The organism is Rhodococcus sp. KRD197, assembly GCF_017168235.1.
Classification (GTDB): Bacteria; Actinomycetota; Actinomycetes; order Mycobacteriales; family Mycobacteriaceae; genus Rhodococcoides.
The window spans coordinates 530,953-551,332 of record NZ_JABFAO010000002.1 but is presented as its reverse complement, the minus strand read 5'-3'; the positions used below and the strand labels follow the sequence as shown (position 1 = coordinate 551,332).

19 protein-coding genes are annotated in these 20,380 nt (G+C 65.1%); 6 read left to right on the top strand and 13 right to left on the bottom strand.

Annotated elements, in window-relative coordinates; genetic code table 11:
- The first annotated feature begins 185 nt into the window (after positions 1-185).
- Both mihF and J1M86_RS04780 read left to right on the top strand, forming a co-directional pair.
- Positions 186-500, top strand: a complete 315-nt coding sequence (mihF, locus tag J1M86_RS04785) for an integration host factor, actinobacterial type (protein WP_026347388.1) — start codon at positions 186-188, stop codon at positions 498-500.
- Positions 501-708: 208 nt separating this feature from the next.
- Entirely contained in the window at positions 709-1,389 is a 681-nt protein-coding gene (locus tag J1M86_RS04780) for a GntR family transcriptional regulator (protein ID WP_075838496.1), read from the top strand.
- A 69-nt stretch (positions 1,390-1,458) separates the two neighbouring features.
- On the opposite strand, the gene J1M86_RS04775 is transcribed toward J1M86_RS04780, so the two are convergent.
- The gene (locus J1M86_RS04775; RefSeq protein ID WP_206508994.1) at positions 1,459-3,594 is read right to left on the bottom strand and encodes a 3-hydroxyacyl-CoA dehydrogenase NAD-binding domain-containing protein; all 2,136 of its coding nucleotides are present in this window, start codon (positions 3,592-3,594) and stop codon (positions 1,459-1,461) included.
- Positions 3,595-3,602: 8 nt separating this feature from the next.
- On the bottom strand, positions 3,603-4,814 hold the full coding sequence (locus tag J1M86_RS04770) for an acetyl-CoA C-acetyltransferase (protein WP_075838497.1): 1,212 nt from the start codon (positions 4,812-4,814) through the stop codon (positions 3,603-3,605).
- Between the two features lie 227 nt (positions 4,815-5,041).
- Here J1M86_RS04770 and J1M86_RS04765 point away from each other — a divergent pair, with 227 nt between their 5' ends.
- Positions 5,042-5,272: a hypothetical protein gene (locus J1M86_RS04765; protein ID WP_075838498.1), complete on the top strand. Its 231-nt coding sequence runs from the start codon at positions 5,042-5,044 to the stop codon at positions 5,270-5,272.
- 2 nt (positions 5,273-5,274) lie between these two features.
- Here the strand turns inward: J1M86_RS04765 and J1M86_RS04760 are convergent, their stop codons facing one another.
- The 5 genes from J1M86_RS04760 to J1M86_RS04740 all read right to left on the bottom strand — a co-directional run bounded on the left by J1M86_RS04760 (position 5,275) and on the right by J1M86_RS04740 (position 11,619).
- Entirely contained in the window at positions 5,275-5,922 is a 648-nt protein-coding gene (locus J1M86_RS04760) for a response regulator transcription factor (RefSeq protein ID WP_206508993.1), read from the bottom strand.
- Positions 5,919-8,000 (bottom strand): histidine kinase, encoded by a 2,082-nt coding sequence (locus J1M86_RS04755; RefSeq protein ID WP_206508992.1) that lies wholly within the window; start codon positions 7,998-8,000, stop codon positions 5,919-5,921. Before J1M86_RS04755 ends, J1M86_RS04760 begins: the two co-directional genes overlap by 4 nt.
- 36 nt (positions 8,001-8,036) lie before the next feature.
- On the bottom strand, positions 8,037-8,750 hold the full coding sequence (locus J1M86_RS04750; protein WP_241259649.1) for a hypothetical protein: 714 nt from the start codon (positions 8,748-8,750) through the stop codon (positions 8,037-8,039).
- 154 nt (positions 8,751-8,904) lie between these two features.
- Positions 8,905-11,109, bottom strand: coding sequence for a DNA polymerase III subunits gamma/tau (locus J1M86_RS04745; protein ID WP_307786523.1), 2,205 nt, complete (start codon positions 11,107-11,109; stop codon positions 8,905-8,907).
- A 126-nt stretch (positions 11,110-11,235) separates the two neighbouring features.
- Positions 11,236-11,619 carry a nuclear transport factor 2 family protein gene (locus J1M86_RS04740; RefSeq protein ID WP_206508991.1) on the bottom strand — a complete coding sequence of 128 codons (384 nt, stop codon included), beginning with the start codon at positions 11,617-11,619 and terminating at the stop codon, positions 11,236-11,238.
- Between the two features lie 100 nt (positions 11,620-11,719).
- Here J1M86_RS04740 and J1M86_RS04735 point away from each other — a divergent pair, with 100 nt between their 5' ends.
- Positions 11,720-12,154 (top strand): helix-turn-helix domain-containing protein, encoded by a 435-nt coding sequence (locus J1M86_RS04735; protein ID WP_206508990.1) that lies wholly within the window; start codon positions 11,720-11,722, stop codon positions 12,152-12,154.
- Here the strand turns inward: J1M86_RS04735 and J1M86_RS26805 are convergent.
- The 4 genes from J1M86_RS26805 to phoU are packed head-to-tail and all read right to left on the bottom strand — an operon-like array spanning position 12,151 to position 16,053.
- Positions 12,151-13,932 carry a helicase-associated domain-containing protein gene (locus J1M86_RS26805; RefSeq protein ID WP_206508989.1) on the bottom strand — a complete coding sequence of 594 codons (1,782 nt, stop codon included), beginning with the start codon at positions 13,930-13,932 and terminating at the stop codon, positions 12,151-12,153. The two genes, J1M86_RS04735 and J1M86_RS26805, sit on opposite strands and share 4 nt — an antisense overlap.
- Positions 13,929-14,504, bottom strand: coding sequence for an HhH-GPD-type base excision DNA repair protein (locus J1M86_RS04725; protein WP_206508988.1), 576 nt, complete (start codon positions 14,502-14,504; stop codon positions 13,929-13,931). The genes J1M86_RS26805 and J1M86_RS04725 overlap by 4 nt, the downstream gene beginning before the upstream one ends.
- Positions 14,505-14,542: 38 nt before the next feature.
- On the bottom strand, positions 14,543-15,346 hold the full coding sequence (locus J1M86_RS04720) for a transglutaminase family protein (protein WP_075838523.1): 804 nt from the start codon (positions 15,344-15,346) through the stop codon (positions 14,543-14,545).
- Positions 15,347-15,399: 53 nt separating this feature from the next.
- Positions 15,400-16,053: a phosphate signaling complex protein PhoU gene (phoU, locus tag J1M86_RS04715; protein ID WP_206508987.1), complete on the bottom strand. Its 654-nt coding sequence runs from the start codon at positions 16,051-16,053 to the stop codon at positions 15,400-15,402.
- A 134-nt stretch (positions 16,054-16,187) separates the two neighbouring features.
- On the opposite strand from phoU, the gene J1M86_RS04710 reads away from it, so the two are divergent.
- Positions 16,188-16,517 (top strand): YnfA family protein, encoded by a 330-nt coding sequence (locus tag J1M86_RS04710; protein WP_206508986.1) that lies wholly within the window; start codon positions 16,188-16,190, stop codon positions 16,515-16,517.
- 24 nt (positions 16,518-16,541) lie between these two features.
- Here the strand turns inward: J1M86_RS04710 and J1M86_RS04705 are convergent, their stop codons facing one another.
- On the bottom strand, positions 16,542-17,861 hold the full coding sequence (locus J1M86_RS04705) for a lipase family protein (RefSeq protein WP_241259549.1): 1,320 nt from the start codon (positions 17,859-17,861) through the stop codon (positions 16,542-16,544).
- A gap of 201 nt (positions 17,862-18,062) precedes the next feature.
- Entirely contained in the window at positions 18,063-18,743 is a 681-nt protein-coding gene (locus J1M86_RS04700) for a TetR/AcrR family transcriptional regulator (RefSeq protein WP_206508985.1), read from the bottom strand.
- Positions 18,744-18,848: 105 nt separating this feature from the next.
- On the opposite strand from J1M86_RS04700, the gene J1M86_RS04695 reads away from it, so the two are divergent.
- Positions 18,849-20,369 carry an MFS transporter gene (locus J1M86_RS04695; protein WP_206508984.1) on the top strand — a complete coding sequence of 507 codons (1,521 nt, stop codon included), beginning with the start codon at positions 18,849-18,851 and terminating at the stop codon, positions 20,367-20,369.
- Positions 20,370-20,380 lie beyond the last annotated feature (11 nt).

The window sequence follows — 20,380 nt, the reverse complement described above, 5'->3', positions numbered from 1 at the left end:
CCCAACTCCTGGTCGGGGCACACCCCGAATCGCGCAGGACGTAGCCTGGCGTGGAAGGATCGGTGGCCGGGGTCGAATGACACCCGTGTCGTTCGAAAAGATTGTCCGAGCCACCGTGCACGATGCAAGAGGGTCGAAGACCATGTCAACGAGCGACGGGTCGAAACTATCGAGGAGATAAGGCCATGGCTTTACCAGTACTGACTCCGGAACAGCGCACCGCAGCGTTGGCCAAGGCGGCCGAGGCGCGCACCGCGCGGTCGAAGCTGCTGGCCGCCGTCAAATCCGGCGAGCTCAGCGTTGCTGACGTTCTCGCGAAAGCCGAGAACGACGAAATCGTCAAGAAGACCAAGGTGTCCGCCCTGATCAAGGCACTCCCGGGTGTCGGTTCGGTGCGCGCCGCTCAGCTGCTCGAGCAGCTGTCCATCGCAGACACCCGCCGCATCGGTGGCCTCGGCGCAAACCAGCGCGAAGCGCTGCTAGCTGCTGTCGCTTCCTGACACCGCTGGCGCGTGTAGGAACACACCGTTTCGCACGAGGACGATCACGATGCCGTACGGGCGTCGAGTGACTTCGAGCAATGAGGAAACGGCGGCGCCGAGCAACACGCTCGGCGCGCCGTAACTCATTGCTCGATTTTTCTGTTCTCGGCCCCGGTGTTCCACCTGGGCGTCCACCGTCAGGTCGGTGATGTGATTTGCTGGTCCGATGGCTGTGAGACGTCAACCCGCCCAGGCGGCCGCATCCGCGCTGCGCCGGCGGCCTCAGCTGAGCGAGGACGTCGCCAATCATGTGCGGCACCTCGTGATGTCCGGGGAGATCCGGCCGGGTGATTTCATCAGGCTCGACGAGACGGCAGCCGAGCTGGGCGTCAGTGTCACCCCGGTGCGTGAGGCACTACTGACTTTGCGTGGCGAGGGCATGGTCGAACTCGTCCCGCACCGCGGTTACGTCGTGTCACCGTTGACGGTCGAGGACATCGTCGACATCTTCTGGTTACAGGGGCAGATTGCCGTCGAACTCGTTCGGCGGGCAGCACCGCTGATCACCGAGTCCGTACTCGCCGAACTGACGACGCTCAACGCGTCGCTGTCGGCTGCGGTGGACGCGGGGCAAGCCGACGGGGTCGAGGACTACGAGTTCGAGTTTCATCGCGTCCTGAACCGTCTGACCGAGGCGAACAAGCTCGCCTGGTTCCTCAACAACGCAACGCGCTACACCCCGAAGCGGCTGTACGCTGCCGACCCCGACTGGGGTCGATCCACGGTGCGCAATCACGAGAAGCTGATCGACGCCCTGCGCGCCGGTGACGTCGAGCTCGCCTGCACGCTGATGCGACAACAATTCACCGACGGCGCCGAACGTCTGATCGCGTACCGCAACATGTGAGGCGCTACGCGCATGTGCGCGGAAATACATAGCAGGCTATGTATTTCCGCGCACATGTGACGAAGTCGCCTACCTGAGCGAGTCCGGCGCGGTGAAACGCTCGCCGTACTTGGCTGCGAGCTCGTCAGCGCGCGCGACGAACCCCGCCTGACCACCCTTGTAACCAACGACGTACTGGTGCACGCCGCCCGTCCACGCCGGGTAGCCGATACCGAAGATCGAGCCGATGTTGGCATCGGCCGTGGTGTTCAGCACACCCTCGTCGAAGCACTTCTGGGTCTCGATGGCCTCGATGAACAGCATCCGCTCGATGAGGTCCTCGAACGGAACGTCCGCCGAACCCGACTTGAAGGCATCGCGCAGTCCGGGCCAAAGACCGGTGCGCTTGCCGTCGGCGTACTCGTAGAAGCCCGCGCCCTTCGCCTTGGACGGACGCTCGAACTCGTCGACCATCTTGTCGATGACCGCACCCGCCGGATCCTCGGGAGGGGTCTGACCCGCAGCAACGAGCGCGTCGTAGGTTTCCTTGCGGATCTTCTGCATCAGGTTGAGCGTCAGCTCGTCGGAGAGCTGCAGCGGCGCTGCCGGGTAGCCTGCCTGCAGACCTGCCTGCTCGATGGTCGCCGGCTCGACGCCCTCACCGAGCATCGCGATGGCCTCGTTGATGAAGGTGCCGATGACGCGCGAGGTGAAGAACCCGCGACTGTCGTTGACAACGATCGGGGTCTTCTTGATGATCTGCACCAGGTCGAAGGCCTTCGCCAACGCAGCATCGGAGGTCTTCTCGCCGCGGATGATCTCCACCAGCGGCATCTTGTCGACGGGTGAGAAGAAGTGGATTCCGATGAAGTCTTCCTGGCGCTTGATGCCCTGAGCGAGGCTCGTGATCGGCAGCGTCGAGGTGTTGGAACCGAGCAGCGCGGTCGGATCGACCAGGTCTTCGATCTCCTGGAACACCTTCTGCTTGAGCTCCTCGGACTCGAAGACTGCCTCGATGACGAGGTCGGCACCCTCGACGTCCTTGGCGTCCGCGGTCGGGTGAATCCGGGCGAGCAGAGCGTCGGACTTCTCCTGCGTAGTCTTGCCACGCGAGATTGCCTTGGCCTCGATGGCCTCGGAGTACGCCTTGCCCTTCTGAGCGGACTCGAGCGCAACGTCCTTGAGCACGACCTCGATGCCGGCCTTGGCGCAGACGTAGGCGATGCCTGCGCCCATCATCCCGGCGCCGAGGACTGCGACCTTGGTGAACTTCGTCTTCTCGATGCCGTCCGGACGCGACTTGCCCGCGTTGATGGCCTGCAGATCGAAGAAGAACGCCTGAATCATGTTCTTCGAGACCTGGCCGGTGACCAACTCGGTGAAGTAACGCGACTCGATGGTGCACGCATTGTCGAAGTCGACCTGCGCACCCTCGACTGCCGCAGCGAGAATCGCGCGCGGAGCCGGCATCGGTGCGCCCTTGATCTGCTTGCGCAGGTTGGACGGGAACGCCGGCAGGACCTGCGCGAGCTTCGGGTTCGACGGGGTTCCGCCGGGGATCTTGTAACCCTTGACATCCCAGGGTGCGACGCCGCCCTCCGGATTGGCCTTGATCCACGCCTTCGCGGCGGGCACCAATTCGTCGATGCTGCCGACCAGTTCGTGAATCAGACCGATCTCGAGGGCCTTCGACGGACGGAACCGAGTGCCCTGCGCGAGGACGGTCATGAAGCCGTTCTGAATGCCGAGCAGTCGCGTGATGCGGGCAACGCCGCCGCCGCCGGGCAGCAGGCCGAGCGAGACCTCGGGCAGACCGATCTGGACACCGGGTACATCGGCCGCGATGCGGTGATGCGTCGCGAGGGCGATCTCGAGTCCGCCGCCGAGCGCCGCGCCGTTGATGGCGGAGACGACCGGCTTGCCGAGCTTCTCGATGCGACGCAGCTGAGCCTTGACTCCCTGCACCTCGTCGAAGATCAGCTGTGCGTCCTCGGGACGAGCAGCCAGAAGGTTGTTCAAATCTCCGCCGGCGAAGAAGGTCTTCTTCGCCGAGGTGAGAACAACACCGGTGATGCTGTCCAGCTCCGCCTCGAGGCGGTCGACGGTGGCACCCATCGACTCCTTGTAGAGCTGGTTCATCGTGTTGGCGCCCTGGTTGGGGTCGTCCATCGTGAGTACGACGATGCCGTCGGCGTCTTTTTCCCAATTGATCATGTTGTTCGACATAGTGTTCCTCAGACTCGCTCGATGATGGTGGCAACGCCCATGCCGCCGCCGATGCACAGGGTGATGAGGGCGTACCGGCCGCCGCGTCGTTCGAGCTCGTCCAGCACGGTTCCGGTGATCATGGCGCCGGTGGCGCCCAGCGGGTGACCCATGGCGATGGCGCCGCCGTTGACGTTGAGCTTCTCGTTCGGGATCTGCAGATCCTTCTGGAAGCGGAGCACGACGGACGCGAACGCCTCGTTGAGCTCGAACAGATCGATATCGTCGACGGTCAGTCCGGCGGTGGCGAGCACCTTCTTCGATGCCGGCGTCGGGCCGGTGAGCATGATCGTGGTGTCCGCTCCGCTGGTGGCGGTGGCGACGATGCGGGCGCGCGGAACCAGGTTCAGATCCTTGCCGGCCTGCTCGCTACCGACCAGGACCAGAGCCGCGCCGTCGACGATGCCTGAGCTGTTGCCGCCGGTGTGGACGTGGTCGATCTTCTCGATCCAGTGGTACTTCTGCAGCGCGACGTCGTCGAACCCGCCCATTGCGGCGATACCGGTGAACGCCGGGTTGAGCTTGCCGAGGGATTCGACTGTGGTGCCGGGACGCATGTGTTCGTCGTGGTCGAGGATCAGCAGCCCGTTCTGGTCGGTGACCGGGACGACCGACTTGGCGAAGTATCCACCTGACCATGCGGCTGCGGCGCGCTCCTGCGACTGCACGGCGTACGCGTCGATGTCCTCGCGGGAGAAGCCCTCGATCGTCGCGATCAGATCGGCGCCGATGCCCTGAGGAGCGAAATAGGTGTCGTAGTTCGTCGCCGGGTCCATGGCCCAGGGGCCGCCGTCGCTGCCCATGGGGACACGGGACATCGACTCGACGCCGCCGGCGATGACGACCTCGTCCCAGCCGGAACGCACCTTCTGTGCGGCCAGGTTGACGGCTTCGAGGCCGGATGCGCAGAAGCGGTTGAGCTGAAATCCGCCGACGGTGTCGGGCATCTTCGCAGCGAGGACCGCGGTGCGCGCTATATCGGCGCCCTGGTCGCCCACCGGCGAGACGACGCCGAGGATGAGGTCGGAGATCCGGTTCTCGTCGAGGTCGGGGAATCGACGGCGGAGCTCGTCGATCAATCCTGTGACCAGCGAAATCGGCTTGACCGAGTGCAGCGACCCGTTCTTTCCCTTGCCGCGCGGTGTTCTGATTGCTTCGTAAATGAACGCCTCTGTAGTCACAGCGGGTAGTTCCTTCCACGTACTTCGTTTCGGCGGCGACGCTCACCGACGCCGCATGACACGAGGATTACACCTCGGATCGTCACAGCCTAGAACGTGTTGCACGGGCGGGAGAAGGACTCAAACGAGCGTGGTCCGTGACCGCATGGCTGTTTGGGAACAAACGCGCCCGGGTATATATCATCGACCCGTGGGGGGACATTGGCGCAAAAGCAGGAGATGAAGCGATGGACACCCGACAGCCGTTCACGATAGGCGCCCCCGTCAAGGTGCGTTACAGCTCCGACCCGGAACTCCCCCGGGATCAGTGGCCGAAGGAATCGGGCGTGGTCAAGGAGGACTTCGGCGATCAAGCCGCAGTAACCGATCGCACCTGGGCTCGTGCCCACCGTTACGCCGTCGCGCTCGACGACGGTCGGCTGGTGTTCGTCGATCCGGACGACGTCGAGCCTGCCTGAAATCAGATACTTCGATTTCGCAGCTCCTGTGCGTCCGCGACAGCCGCGGCGCGGGAGGGCAGGCCGAGCTTGCCGAGGATGTTCGAGACGTTGTTGCGAACGGTCTTGGGGCTGAGAAACAGACGTCGCGAGATCGCCGCATTGTCGAGTCCATCCGCCACCAAAGCCAGTACTTCGCGCTCACGCTGCGTCAACTGTGGAAACAACTCGGTTGCCGGTCCATTTGGCGTCGGCGCGAACGCACTCATGGCCGTGGCGGCAACCGAGGCTCCGACGATCATTCCCCCGGACGCGACCGCGCGAATCGCGCGTTCCACCTCGTCCGGCTCGGCTCCCTTGACGAGGTAGCCGCGCGCCCCGGCGCGTATGGACGCGACCAGCCACTCGTGATCCTCGTGCATCGTCAACACCAGAATGCGCAGCGCCGGGTGACGCTTCGAAAGCGACCTGGTCACCTCGATGCCGGAACCATCACCCAGTTCCAGATCCATGAGAACGACGTCGATGTTGTCATCTATGGACGCCAACGCCTCCGTCGCCGAACTCGCCTGCACGAGAACCGTCATACCGCTCAATGTGGACAGCAGCGCAGCCAGTCCCAGCCGAAACACAGGATGATCGTCGACGACGGCGATCCTGATGTCGGTCACAGCCCGAGCTCCGCCCGGACGACCGTTCCGCCGCCCTCGCGTTGACCGATCTCGAGCGAACCGTCATGTCCTTCGGCACGCTCACGCATCGATCGGGTTCCGATTCCCGCCTTCGCGTCGGGTTCGATTCCCTTACCTGCGTCGGTCACCGTCAGCACAATGGTCGGTCGTCGTCCTGATCCAGGTTGGTACCGCACGCCGACGACGGCACGGTCGACACCGCTGTGGCGTCGCACGTTGCTGACGGCTTCGGAGATGATGCCGTAGGCGTCCGCCTCGATGGCCGGATCGAGACGCCCCGAAAAGCCCGGATTCGTGAGTTCGCAGTGAACGTCGATCGTGAATCCGCTGCGGCCGTGAGCGTTCGACAGTTCCGCCAAAGCTGCGCCCAGGCCCAGCTCCTCGAGCACGGGTGGGAACAGAGTCCGCGACAGCGATCGGACGCCGTCGACCGAAAAGTCGAGTTCGCGTTGCAGGGACTCCAGTAGTTCGGCCGCAGCAGCAGGATTGTTCGGCAGCAGGTTTCGTACCCCCTGAAGTCCGAGTCGGATACCTGCCAGTGACGGCCCGAGTCCGTCGTGGAGTTCGCGTCGGATCACGCGCCGCTCCTCCAAGCGCACCGAGGACAGCCGGTCCCGGGCGTCGCGAAGGTCCGCCGATGCCTGTTGCAGCGCGATGCCGGCGGCGACAACGGATGCGAGTTCGGCGAGCGACTTCATCGACCGTCCGCCCAGCGATTCACCTGGCGGCGCGGTGACATCGAGCGATCCGACCATTGCACCTCTGTGCACGAGCGGCACCGTTCGGGGCGGCCCGGTGGCTTCTCCCCATGTCGCCACCACCGCCGCCGCGTCGCCCTGTGCCTCATCGCCCTGTGACTGATCGACCCCGCGCCGCACGGTGACAGATTCCAAACGAAGAGCATCTCCGACGCCGGCAGCGAGGCCAGCCATCAAGTCCTCGACCGTTTCCGCGCTACCGAACTGGGAGCCAAGCAGCCGGACCGCCCGCGACGGGTCGGTGCCCTCGCCGTAGACGAGTAGCCGAACGCGTCGTTGCACCCACAACCGAGACGGCTGCACCGCCACGGCTACGGCTGCTGCTGCGACGAACCCTGCTCCCACCTCCGGGAGCAGGGCCGCGAGTGCGGTCGCGATCGCCGCGTAGAGCAGCACCAGCATCACGGTCAGAGTTCCGGCGACAACGGCACGGCTGACAACGAGATCGAGCCCCCACATGCGTTGCCGCAGAATGACGATCAGAATGGTCGCCGGATAGAACGCCTGCGCGGCCAGGTGCATGAGCGGTGTTGCGACCCACAGCCAGGGCGCGATGTCCGGAACGATGAGCGGTACGAACGATGCCGTCATCAGCGCCGTTCCCAACGCCAACCAACCCATTCCCGTCCGCTCCTCGGCCGGTCCGCGGCGCCACCGCCACACCACGTTCACGGTGCTGACGGTGCCGACCGCCACTATCACCGCGAGAGCGATCGTCGTATCGAGGTTGCTCTCCTCTCGCCACCCGAGTACCGAAACGACGAAGAAGTAGGTCGTCACCACGGTGCCGACGGATGCTCCGAGAATGGCGTAACGCGTCGTGGGCCCGATCCGAACGAGCCAGGGTACGACGAGAAACAGGGCAAGCGTGCCGGGAATCCAGGCCGTGTTCTGTAGGTGAAACAGGGGTTCGATCCGAGGGAGCCCCGGTTGGGCCGTCACGAGTTGCTCGTACCCGTAACCGAGGGCTGCCAGCCCGCATCCCAGCGCAGTGGTCGCCAACACCAACGGAACGATATGTATGCGTCGGGACAGCACAATTCCCGCGACCGTTCCGTAGACCGCCGCGGCGGAGATGTCGACGAAGAAGAACAGTCGATCGGAGTCCAGCGGTGCGTCGGAGGCGAAGAACGCGACCAACGCGAGTACTGCAACGGACCACGATGTCACTGCGATGACAGCGGCGAGCACCGGCAGTCCACCGGTGCTCGCGCGGTTCTGCTGTGCTCCTGCCGACGTGCCAGCCGAGAAGCCGCCCACAAGTCTTTCGCTGGTAGGCGTCTCGGTCGTGCTGCTCATCGGCGCCCTCCTCGAAACAGCGACAGGTTCGAAAAATTATGCCTGCTCGGTGCGGCGTGCGCCGAAGAAGAAGCCGATCGAAACCACCAGAACCCACACGGGCCCGGTGAATCCCGCCATGTACTGCAGTGGAGAAATCCCGAACAGCGTCGTGATTCCGCCGAGCACAGCACTGGTCCAGCCGATCCACCGCGGCGTGGCGTGATGTTTGAGCGAGGCAACTGCAACCGCGATGCCGGACACACCGACTCCGACCCACAACCACGGAATCGTCCCCATCCAGTGCCCGACCATGACCGCGAACTCGGGAACGATGAGATCGGTGTCGCCGAGTCCGAATACGATCTCGGTGGTGAAACCCGAGCCGAGCAGACACGCCACCGACGTCAGCATCACGCCGCCCGCTGCGACCCACGGTACGAGACTGTCCGGCGACACACCACGTGAGAGGTGCCGTCGTAGTCCCGCCGCGAAAACGAGCAACAGCAAGCTCGACAGGATGAGTGCGGTGTGCTCGACGAGCATGTTCGTGCGCTGCTCGGCCAACCGGGCGGTGATCGACGCAGCGTCGGCGACACCGTCCTGGACATAGACGGCGTCGACGGTCATGCTGGCCTGAATCCCGACGATCCCCGCCAGTCCTGCAGCCATGCCGACGAGCGCCCACGTTCGGGGTGATCGATTCGGATCGGTGTGCTCGTGGATTCGGGGACCAAGGCCATGGGAGTCGGGGATGTCGAGAGTGCTCATGCGCGTTCCTGAGATTCGCCGCTGACAGCGCACCCTTGTGTGGCGCTGCTCAGCGGGGCGGAGTGACCGCTCGCGAAACACTGTGCGGTGCCCACCGTCCCGGGCACCAGGGACACAGGTCCCGTCGGTTCCCGAGGTCAACTCCGCTGCTGACCTACTCCTTGAGCGGTGTGGCGCCGAGCTGAGATTGCAGCAGCTCCATCGCGACGGTCTCCGGGTCACGGCGGACCGAGGGGTCCGCTGGTTCCGCTGCCGCTTTGAGCAGCTCTTCCTCGTCCTCTGGCGTTTCCGGTGGCGGCGGTCCCGCCGGTTCGGACTCGTCCGGATAGTCCGGCGCCTCGGGTGGCGGAATGTCGTCGTCGGCGTCGCTGGATCGGACGCCGCTGGCCGCCCCGCCGCCGGAACCATCTCCAGCCGAGCCGAACGCGTCGTCGGTGCTGCGGGCCGGTCTGCTCTGACTGGGACGAGAGAACTTCGCTGTGGGCGCTTTCGCGGCCTCGGTGGCTGACTTGACCACCGGGGCTTCTTCGGCTGGAGCAGTTGCTCCGACCACGCACGTCACCGCCCAGTCCACGCCGAATACATCACGCAGCGCATCCCGGATGACATCGGCATTGCGGGGTTCTTGCAGTCGCTTGGCCAGCGGCGCCGAGTCGTGGCCGAGCGTGATGGTTTCGGTGTCGACGGCCCGCACGGATGCGCCGGAGAGCATCACCTCGACGGTGCGGCTGCGCTCACGGACCTTTGTCCGGACCTCCGACCAGACAGCGCGCACAGCGGCCGCATCGGGCTGTGTGGAGGCCGCCGGTGCAGGCTCGGGTGTCGGTTCCGGTTCCGGTTCGGGTGTCGGTTCAGGTTCCGGCACGGGCTCGGGTGTCGGTTCAGGTTCCGGCACGGGCTCGGGTGTCGGTTCAGGTTCAGGTTCAGGTTCAGGGGTCGATTCGGGCACCGGCTCCGGCGCGGGTTCAGGCTCGGGCTCGGGCGTCGCCACGGGCTGTGGTTCGGGCTTTGGTTCGGGCGCAGGTTTCGGCTCGGGTGTCGGTTCCGGCGTCGGCTCCGGCTCGGCCGCGGGCCGCTGTGAGGGACGCACGAACTTCGGAGGGGGCGCGTCGGCGGCGGGCGCAGCCACCTCGGGCTGCCGCGGCGGGGCCACGCGATCGTCTGCTACCCGGTCCACGGCAGCCTGTTCACCAGCAGGCAGGGTGACGTCGAGACGACGCTCGAGCCGCTCGAGGCGTTGCAACACGGCCGATTCGGCATCGGAAGCCGAGGGCAGCAACATACGCGCGCACATCACCTCGAGCAGCAGGCGCGGGGCAGTCGCACCGCGCATCTCCCCCAACCCCGAATGGACGATCTCTGCGTACCGCGCCAAGGTCGCCGAACCGATGCGCTGCGACTCCTCGTGCAACCGCTCGAGCACGTCACCGGGCACGTCGACGAGTCCGCGCTCTCCCGCGTCGGGAACCGCTCTGAGCAGAATCAGATCGCGGAGCCGTTCGAGAAGGTCGGTGGCGAACCGTCGTGGATCGTGACCGGCGTCGACGACCTTGTCGATGGTTCCGAACAGCGACCCACCGTCTCCCGCAGCCAGTGCGTCGACGGCTTCGTCGATGAGGGCGACGTCGGTGACACCGAGCAGCGAAAGGGCCCGCGGGTAGGTCACGCCCTCCGGGCCAGCACCTGCGAGCAACTGGTCGAGCACACTGAGCGAGTCACGCGGTGACCCGCCGCCCGCCCGAATGACCAGCGGAAATACCGGATCTTCGACCGCCACGGCCTCTTGCGCGCAGATCTTTTCGAGCAGACCTCGCATCGTCGACGGCGGCAGCAGACGAAACGGGTAGTGATGCGTTCTGGACCGAATCGTCGGCAGCACCTTCTCGGGCTCCGTCGTGGCGAAGATGAAGACGAGATGCTCCGGCGGCTCTTCGACGACCTTGAGCAGAGCGTTGAAGCCTGCCGTCGTGACCATGTGGGCCTCGTCGATGATGAAGATGACGTAGCGCGATTCAGCCGGTGCGTACACGGCCTTGTCGCGGAGATCGCGGGCATCGTCCACGCCGCCGTGGCTGGCCGCGTCCATCTCGACGACGTCGAAGTTGCCCGGGCCGCCCGGGGCGAGTGCCACGCACGAGTTGCAGACGCCACAGGGCGTCGACGTCGGGCCTTCCGAGCAGTTGAGCGATCGCGCCAGAATGCGTGCCGACGAGGTCTTTCCGCATCCCCGGGGCCCGGAGAAGAGGTACGCGTGGTTGATCCGATGGGCGTCGAGCGCGATGGACAGGGGTTCGGTGACATGCTCCTGACCGACGACCTCGGCGAACGTCGCGGGACGGTACTTCCGGTAGAGAGCCACGGGTCAGAGGGTACCGGCGGTCACCGACACCGGCAGCGATGCCCCGGCACAGCCGAAAAGAACCGCCTCGCGCACTCGGCCCCACCGGCTCTGGCCGTTCCGTGTCGAGTTTTCTCGGCGCACTGGTCAGGAGATGAGGCGAGCTCCGAAGGGGTTGTCGAGCATGATCTTCCAACTGTCGTCGACCTGGCGGCGCAGGGTAGCCACCGACAGTCCGCTGTCGACGATCAGTGTGCCGTCGGGGGCGGTGCCGCTCATCGTCCACGGCGCGATGTGCACCGCGATGTCGCCGGTGGTCATGACCTCGTGTCCGTCGTCATACCTGAATTCCGGTTTTGCCGCGGCGAAGGCCGCGAACCCGGCCCGCAGATGCTGCTCACCGCGTACGGGTTCGCCGGGCTCGAATGCCACCACCGCGTCGTCGACGTAGAAGGACATGACGGTGTCGATATCGCCGCGTTCGAGGGCAGCGGTCATCGCGGAGACAGTGTCGATCACGTTCTGTTGCATAAGTACTCCTTGGTTCGAGAACTGCGGGTAGTCGATGGTTCGCCGACAATCGTATCTCAACATTCTGATCATGCAAATGTTTTCGGGTATGCTGGAAGACATGAAACGCGCGGTTGGAAAATCTACGTGCCCGATGAACATGTTTCTCGAGGTATTCGGGGATCCGTGGACGTTGCTGGTGCTGCGCGACATGCTGCTCGTCGGCAAACGACGTCCGGTGGAATTCCTCGACTCCGACGAACGGATCTCGACCAGCGTGCTGATGGATCGACTCAAGCGACTCGAAGCCGCCGACCTGGTAAACCGAGTGGGCGGTAGCGAACGCAACCAGGTCAAGTACGTCCCGACCCCAAGAGCTGTCGACGCGCTGCCGGTGCTCTTCGAGATGGTCTTGTGGAGCATGGAACACGAACCGCAGGCTCAACCACTGGAACGGGCGATGACCCGTATCCGCTCCGCGCCCGGGGCTTACATCGCCGAGATCCGCGCCGAACTCGAACGCGAGATGAGCGAGTCGGCTCGGATGGATGCCTAGGACCGCAGCGCCCGCACCATCCGGATACTCGTCAGTTCGATACTGCGTCGGCCGTTCGCCCGCAGCGACCATGCGTGAACGACGCCTGCGTCGAGAACCGCATCACGCAACTCGTCCCTGACAATTCCCGACTTTCGGTCGACGAGGTCGACGGCAACAGGTTCGCCGTGCGAGACCGCACCGGCCAGTGCGACGCAATCGCGGGCCGGCAACCCGGCCCCGACCCGCAGCCTGTGTGCCACGCGGTCGAGATCGACCTCGACGGGCGTTCCGGACACGAGGTGGGCGGCCAACGTCGCCGGATCGAAACCCGTGCGTTCGATCAACAGGGATCGGTCAGCGAAGCTGCTCGGGGTCGCCCTCGCGGAAGCTGCCGAGCGTGTGAGCGGGGCGTAACCATGGTCGACCATTGCCTCGGCGATTCCGTGGCGACGCGCGCAATCGTTGATCAAGTACTCCAGCGACTGTGGAATGACCGTTGCAGCGGTGTCGGACAGCTCCGCCAGTAGCCCTTCGGCGGTTCCCCCGGCGTCGAGGCATCGGTGCACCGAGGTCGGGGTGAACCGCCACGTCGACGCCGCGTCCTTCGATTCGGCTTCGGCCGATGCTGTCAGAAGGGCCGAAATCCGGTCGCTCACCGGGCCTGCCACCACCGCAGTGAGGTCAGGCAGCAGGTGCAGCGTGCACGCCGAGGAGTCGACGATTCTCCGCGCCGCCGGTTTCAATGCGAGCACGACGTCCTCGACGTCCGCCGAAACGAGTCGCCCCAGTTCCGACGACAGTTCGCTCGGACACCCATCGACCAGAACTCCGAGGATCATTGCCTCGCGCCAGATCGCGGCGACGTCACCGGGCTGGGCTTCGTCGACGAGATCGGGCATGGCCCATTCGAAGTACGCCGCCGCCTCGCGCTCCGAGCCGACACCGGCAGATGGCATCTCGGCGATCATTCGGTGTCGCAGACGGGTGGTCGACGGCCAATGGGTGGTCATCCGCAGCACCGGGGTTGCCTTGTCCTTCGACGGAGCCCTGTTCGTCGGCGATCCTCCCGAGCACCACCACAGCGCCACCGATCGTGCCCATTTCACCTCGCGTTCCGATTCGCGCCAGGCAGCCAACGAGGTGGTACATCGGGCGAGGTCGCCATCGGCGGTGATCAGCCCGGCAGCCGCACCGAGGGTGAGCACGAGTTCGACGACGAGCTCATCGTCTTTGACGGTCTTGGCCAGCGACTTCACCACCCGGGCCCCGATTCCGCGCGATTTGAGCACGGGGACCGAACCCGAATCCACCTCGGTGAGGACCGCATCGGCGGTATCGCAGTATCGGGCGAGCGCCAGTTGTTGCGAGGACGGTGGGGACACCCGGATCGGCCGCAGAGGCGGCGGCGCCAGGTGCGGGATCGTGTCGATATCGATCGTGCGCCCATCCAGCGGTGAGGTCCGATAGCTGTGTGCGGCGCTGGGCCAGACAATTCCGCGGTCGACGAGTTCAGCGAGCGCCCGGTCGATGTCTTCGGTGGTGTTGGTGCCGCCCTCGTCGAATCGGGCCCCGAGCTCGGCCCGTGTGCAGTTCTCCTCCAACGCTGCAAGCACGAGCAAGGCGCTACGGTCGACCGATCGCAGCGCTGCCGTGATGGACCGCGGCGTGTACAGCAGATACGTCAGAGAGTCGAAGGTGCGGGGCGGCGGATCGAGCGCAACATCCCGGCGCAGCCGCAGCAGCGTTTCAAGCCGATCGGCACCGAGACCAGCGAGCCAATCCTCGTACGTCGTCACTTCTTCTTTGCTGCCGCCTTTGCGGCCTTCTTGAACTCCCGGACCTCGAGCAGAGACTGCGCGTCGACGACGTCGGCGATCGATCTGCGGGCTCCCTCGTCACCGTAAGCACCTGCGGCGCTGCGCCAGCCCTCCGGTGTGACACCCATCTGCTTACCGAGCAGTGCCAGGAAGATTCGCGCCTTCTGGTCGCCGTACCCCGGCAAGGCTTTGAGACGTTTCAACACTTCTGCGCCATCGGGGTCGTCGCGACGCCAGATCTGATCGGGCTTGCCGTCGTAGTTCTCCACCAGGTACTCGGCGAGGCCTTGGATCCGCTTGGCCATGGACCCCGGAAATCGGTGCACGGCAGGCGTTGTGGCGCACACGGCTGCGAACTCTTCCGGATCGGCCGCGGCGATGGTGTTCACCTTCAGGTCACCGAGCCGGTCGACGAGTTTCTTCGGGCCGGCGAACGCCGACTCCATCGGCACCTGCTGATCGAGCAACATCCCGATTAGCAGCGCGAACGGATCCTCGGCGAGGAGCGCATCGGCCTCGGGGTCGCCGACCAGGTGCAATGTGACAGACATGACCTCGATCATGTCACTTCTCCGGCACTGCCGTCGATCTAGGTGATCGACACCAGTTGGGTGATGTCGTCGAACGGGAGTGGGCCGTCGACGATGGCTCCCACGGTGGCGCTGTTGAGGATGATGGACCCGCCGTGGTTGTCGAGGAATGCCGTGTCGGCCGCATCGCGACCGGTCGCGATGCGTACGAGAGTCGAACGCGGTGCCAGGCACGTGGCATCGACCACTCGCCACTGACCGTCGACGAACGCCTCGGCGACGGCATGGAAGTCCATCGGATCACAGCCCGGCGCGTAGACGGCCACGAGCCGGGCCGGCACGTTCACCGCGCGCAGCAGCGCGACAACCAGATGCGTGTAGTCGCGGCAGACTCCGGCACCGGCGAGCAGCGTGTCGGCGGCTCCATCGATCGGATCACTGCTGCCCGGTACGTAACTCAACCGTGAACCGACCCACGAGGACACCTCGGCCAGCAACTTCTCCGACGGCTCGTAGGATCCGAATTCTGTTGCAGCGAAACCGAAGAACTTGTCCGCCTCGGCGTAGCGACTCGGCCGCAGGTACAGCGACAGGTCGTAGTCGGAGACGGGCGCCGGATCGGCGTTGCCGTAGATGGTCGCCGAGTACGAGACCTCGAGCTTGCCCACACCGCAGTACAGCTTGTGGATGCGAGTGCCGTGCGCACCACTGATCTCCTGGGCGTCGACGGGCTGACCATCGAGGCTGAACGAGAGCGCTTCCCACACGTCGGCTCCGGGATGCGGGGCGATGGCGATCTGGAACTCGAGGGTGCTGGCCTCGGTGACATCCACGTCGAGATAGGCCGAGACGTCACGTTTCATTTGGCTGATACTGCCACCAGTGGGCTCTGTGTGCAGTTCGAGTGACCCCTCGGTCACGACTCCTCCGGACGGAACTCGCCGGTGACGAGAAAGATGACGCGTTTGGCCACTTCCACGGTGTGATCGCTGAACCGTTCGTAGAAGCGCCCCAGCAGCGTGATGTCGACCGCGGCCGCCACCCCGTGCGGCCAGTCCGGCGCGGAGGTCAGGATGAACAGGCTGCGGTGCAGCTCGTCCATCGCCTCGTCCTTGGTCTGCAGTTCGGCGGCCAGATCGGCATCGCGGCCGAGCAGCACCGCGCGCGTGGCGTGCGCTTGGTCGACCGCGACGCGGCCCATCTCGGCGAACACACCCTCGACCTCGGGCGGCAGCACGTGGGCGGGGTGACGACGGCGAGCCAACTCGGCGATGTGTATCGCGAGCCCACCCATCCGTTGCAGGTCAGCGACGATATGGATGCCGCTCACGGTGCTTCGAAGGTCCATTGCGACAGGAGCCTGGAGTGCGAGCAAAGCAAAAGCCTTCTGCTCCCACTCCACGGCGAGTACGTCGATCGGTTCACGGCTACTGATGGTCTCTTCGGCCAAGGCCAGGTCGGCAGTCAACAACGCGCGAGTAGCCGACGCCATGGCGACCTCGGCCAAGTGGCACATCTGCGCCAGGTCGGATGCCAGATCGTCGAGTTGAAGGGTATAGGACTCACGCACGGCGGCCAGCCACCTCGTGATCGTTCGCGTTGTTCAGCATTGTCGTTGATCCTCATCGTTGCGCGTTCGCACTCTCATACCCGGAACACGCTCTTTCTACACCCCCTTGCGCAGATATGGGACGATTGCGCCCTGTGACGGTTCTGAAGTCGGTCCTGCTGTTCGGCGTGGCGGCCCTGTTCGAGATCGGCGGTGCCTGGCTCGTTTGGCAGGGTGTGCGCGAGCACCGCGGTTGGATCTGGATCGGCGCCGGGGTGATCGCCCTCGGCCTGTACGGGTTCGTCGCGACCCTGCAGCCCGACGCCAATTTCGGCCGCATTCTCGCGGCCTACGGTGGCGTGTTCGTCGCCGGTTCCCTTGCTTGGGGCATGGTCGCCGACGGTTTCCGCCCGGACCGGTGGGACATCACCGGTGCCTCGATCTGCCTGATCGGCGTGGCAGTGATCATGTACGGGCCGCGCTGAGAACGCACGACCCGTACATGGGGGTCATCGGCAGTTGGTCGGCGCAGGTACTCCGTGGAAGCGGTCCTTCATCCAGGCCTGCGCCTCTCCCATACCGAGGAACCCTGGAATGGCCGGAATGATATGGCCTGCACCGGATCCTGGCACGAGCGGCGGGAGGTTGGTGGCACTGAACTGAACCGTTGCGCCCTGACCGCACCAGGCTCCGGCGAGTTCTTCGGCCTGACCGAAGGGAACGATATCGTCCGAGGTGCCCGATTGAATCAGCACCGGTGCACTGGGAGTGCGCTCGCCGATCTTGTTCTTGGCGAGAACCTCCTGCGCCTCCGGAAGGCGATCCAGGATGACCGACAGCGGTTCGCCGCTGTTGGTGTACTGCTGCGTACGGCGTAGTCCGACAGTCAGAATCGTCTCACCGGCGCACTGATTTGCCACCATGTTCAGCATCGCTTGGCCGGCGTCGTTGATGTTTGCGTCGACCAACGGTCGCAGATGGGGATCCGATTCGAGCAGCCCGTTGAGTGTGTAGCCGATTACGCCGGTGAGGATCGTGCCATCGACCTGTTCGAGTACCTTCTTCAGATCGGCAGGCGGTGCACCCGCGTACGTTCCGACGAGGTCCAGCTCGGGAGCGTACTCATCGGCGAGCTCGGCGGCTGCTGCGGCGGCGCCGCCGCCTTGCGAGTAGCCGTACGCGCCGACCGGGCCGTTCCCGGAGATCTTGGTACCCGACAGTCGCTGCGCCGCACGCGCTGCGTCGAGCACTGCGTGCGCCTCGGCCGCGCGGTTGACGTAGGTGTGCGCGCCGGGGGTGCCGAGACCGTCGTAGTCGGTGATCACAACGCCGTATCCCTGGACGAGGAACGAATAGGCGGCGAGCACCTCGTACTCGACCATTGGGCCGATCGGCGGGGTGTAGGTGATGAGGTGGTTGAGCATCTTCGACGGCGCACACTGGTCGCCCTGCCCCTGCGTGCCGGGCGCGACCACGACGAGCGGACGCGGCCCGGGACCCGTCCATTCGGCTGCCGGGTCGATGTATGTGCCTGTCACTGCATTGGCTTCGCCATTGGAATCGTTGCTGCGGTACATGATTCGGGTTGCCACCCCCGGCAAAGTCCCGCCGATTGCGGGTAGCGAGATCGCAAGGTGCGATGGCTCCGAGCGGATCAGGTCCCCCGGTGAACCTGCGGGCAGTGGACTCGGCGGCAGATAGAAATCCGACTCCACCGTCGAGCCGGTGGACGATCCAGACGGGGGCTGGGCGAGCGCGCTGGGCGTCGCCATGGTCGCCGTAAGCAAGGCAGCACCGATCGCTGCTCCAAGAACCCGTGACACTCGCATGTAACCCCCGTTGATCTCTGTTCGGCGCCCGCGGACTTACCGGGCAGTAGTAACGCTCTGGAGGCACATTACGTGAGGAAGCCCACAGCGCCAAGGCCCAGGTTGCGCCGATCACGACCGCACTGAGCACAGTTGGGACTGTGCACAACGGGAGCGGCATGCACGACGAGGATCGGGCGCACTTGCTGTGCCGAACAACAATCAGCGACGGCGGCCGTGCATCGCAGCTTTGGTCTCCACAATCTCCTCGCTCGTGAACGCTCGCCCCGGGAGCGGAGTGACGACCCCGGCCTCGGCGCGCAAACCGTCGAGCATGATCGTGAAGTAGCGCCGCCAGTTCGACGGTTCGATCGCAAAGCTCAGTTCGGCGGCGGCGGCCACCATCGCGATGATCGCGAAGAAGTCGTTCACCTCGACATCCGCACGAAGGGCACCCGATTCACGTGCCCGAACAACGATTCTCTCGATGAACGGGTCGATACGTTCGCGCATCCTCGCGATACCCTTGCGCCCCTCGTCCGTGCCCATCAAGACGTCGTTGAGCCCCCGGTCGGCCGAGATCCCCTCGCAGACCCTCTCGAGCAACATCGCGAGGCCGTCCCAGGCGTCGTCGATCTCGAGGCTTTCCTGAGCGATGAGCAGCACGTCCTCGAGACGCTGCTCGAAGACACCGTCGATGAGGTTTTCCTTGCACGCGAACCGTCGATACACCGTCCCTACGCCGACCTTGGCGTGGGCCGCGACCTCGTCGAGCGTGATGTCGATGCCGCGCGTGGCGAACAACTCGCGTGCCGCGTCGATGATGCGTCGGCGATTACGTTCGGCGTCGGCACGCAGCGGCTTGTCGACACCGATCGCCGATGTGTCCGCTCTCACAGTCATTGAATGTCCGTTTCATCCGATAAGTGGAGGCGTCTCCTCCGGTTAGCTGCTACCTTCGTGGCATAAGCGGAGGGTACACCTCCGAATAGTCGATCAGGGGACATCATGACCGCACTGACACCAGACGATGTGTCGTCGTCGGAACACACCGGGGACGACACCACCGCAGCCAAATCACACCGCAACCGCTGGCTCATTCTGGCCACCCTCGGCCTCGCCCAGCTGATGGTGGTGCTCGACGCCACCATCGTGAACATCGCGCTACCGGCAGCTCAGCTCGATCTGGGCTTCGACGACAGCAACCGATCCTGGGTGGTCACGTCGTATGCCCTCGCGTTCGGAAGCTTGCTGCTCCTGGGCGGACGACTGAGCGATCTCTTCGGTCGCCGCAACACATTCCTCGTCGGCCTGGTGGGCTTCGCCATCATGTCCGCGGCCGGCGGCGCAGCGGTGAACCTCGGCATGTTGGTCGCGGCCCGCGCCGGCCAGGGCGTCTTCGGCGCTCTGCTGGCCCCCGCCGCGCTCTCGCTCCTCGCGACCACGTTCACCGACCCGAAGGAACGAGCACGAGCATTCGGTATTTTCGGTGCCATCGCAGGCGGCGGCGGTGCATTGGGACTGCTGCTCGGGGGCATGCTCACAGAATGGGCGAGCTGGCGCTGGAGCCTCTACGTCAATCTGTTCTTCGCGGCCTTCGCTTTCGTGGCCGGGTTCATCCTGCTCGCCAAGCACAAAGTCGACGTCCGTCCGCGGCTCGACATCCCCGGCACGGTGACCGTCTCCGCCGCGCTCTTCGCCATCGTCTACGGTTTCGCTCACGCCGAATCCGACGGCTGGTCAAACAACGTCACCATCGCGTTCCTGGTCGCCGGTGTCGTGTTGCTCGGAGCGTTCTTCGCCATTCAGAGGCGCGTCGAGCACCCGCTGCTGCCGCTGCGAATCATCCTCGACCGGACGCGCGCAGGGTCGTTCCTCGCCGTCTTCGTCACCGGGGCAGGAATGTTCGCAGTGTTCCTGTTTCTCACGTACTACCTGCAGAACACGCTCGGTTTCACCCCGATCAGCACCGGCTTCGCTTTCATGCCGATGATCGTCTCGCTCATCATCACCGCCACGCTGTCCACCTCGATCGTGCTACCGCGCTTCGGACCGCGTGTGCTGATGACCACCGGCCTCATCCTGGCGGCTGCCGGGATGGGATATCTGACGCAGATCGGAGTCGACAGCAGCTATACGACGCACATCCTGCCCGGCCTTGTCGTGATGGGCGTCGGCCTGGGAGCCACGATGGCACCAGCCATGCAGGGCGCTGTCTCGGGAGTCGACCCCGACGACTCGGGAGTCGCGTCGGCGACCGTCAACACGATGCAACAGATCGGCGGCTCCATCGGCACCGCCCTGCTGAGCACCATCGGGGCCACTGCGGCAGCGAACTACGTCACCGACAACGTCGCGACGGCGACCGATGCGCTCGCGCTGCAGGCCAATGCCGAGATCGCCAGCTACACCACCACATTCTGGTGGGCCACCGGCATCTTCCTGCTCGGGGCTGTCATCTCCGCCGTCGTCCTCAAGCCGGGACTGTTACCTGAGGCCCCCGAGGGCGCAGTGGTCGTCGGGCACTAGGCGCTTCGCGC

What these genes read in the sequence shown, in the direction of transcription:
- mihF (WP_026347388.1), top strand. Translation starts at nt 186, where the DNA reads ATGGCTTTACCAGTACTGACTCCGGAACAGCGCACCGCAGCGTTGGCC.
- J1M86_RS04780 (WP_075838496.1), top strand. Translation starts at nt 709, where the DNA reads ATGGCTGTGAGACGTCAACCCGCCCAGGCGGCCGCATCCGCGCTGCGC.
- J1M86_RS04775 (WP_206508994.1), bottom strand. Translation starts at nt 3,594, where the DNA reads ATGTCGAACAACATGATCAATTGGGAAAAAGACGCCGACGGCATCGTC.
- J1M86_RS04765 (WP_075838498.1), top strand. Translation starts at nt 5,042, where the DNA reads ATGGACACCCGACAGCCGTTCACGATAGGCGCCCCCGTCAAGGTGCGT.
- J1M86_RS04755 (WP_206508992.1), bottom strand. Translation starts at nt 8,000, where the DNA reads ATGAGCAGCACGACCGAGACGCCTACCAGCGAAAGACTTGTGGGCGGC.
- J1M86_RS04750 (WP_241259649.1), bottom strand. Translation starts at nt 8,750, where the DNA reads ATGAGCACTCTCGACATCCCCGACTCCCATGGCCTTGGTCCCCGAATC.
- J1M86_RS04740 (WP_206508991.1), bottom strand. Translation starts at nt 11,619, where the DNA reads ATGCAACAGAACGTGATCGACACTGTCTCCGCGATGACCGCTGCCCTC.
- J1M86_RS04735 (WP_206508990.1), top strand. Translation starts at nt 11,720, where the DNA reads ATGAAACGCGCGGTTGGAAAATCTACGTGCCCGATGAACATGTTTCTC.
- J1M86_RS04725 (WP_206508988.1), bottom strand. Translation starts at nt 14,504, where the DNA reads ATGTCTGTCACATTGCACCTGGTCGGCGACCCCGAGGCCGATGCGCTC.
- J1M86_RS04720 (WP_075838523.1), bottom strand. Translation starts at nt 15,346, where the DNA reads ATGAAACGTGACGTCTCGGCCTATCTCGACGTGGATGTCACCGAGGCC.
- J1M86_RS04705 (WP_241259549.1), bottom strand. Translation starts at nt 17,861, where the DNA reads ATGCGAGTGTCACGGGTTCTTGGAGCAGCGATCGGTGCTGCCTTGCTT.
- J1M86_RS04700 (WP_206508985.1), bottom strand. Translation starts at nt 18,743, where the DNA reads ATGACTGTGAGAGCGGACACATCGGCGATCGGTGTCGACAAGCCGCTG.
- J1M86_RS04695 (WP_206508984.1), top strand. Translation starts at nt 18,849, where the DNA reads ATGACCGCACTGACACCAGACGATGTGTCGTCGTCGGAACACACCGGG.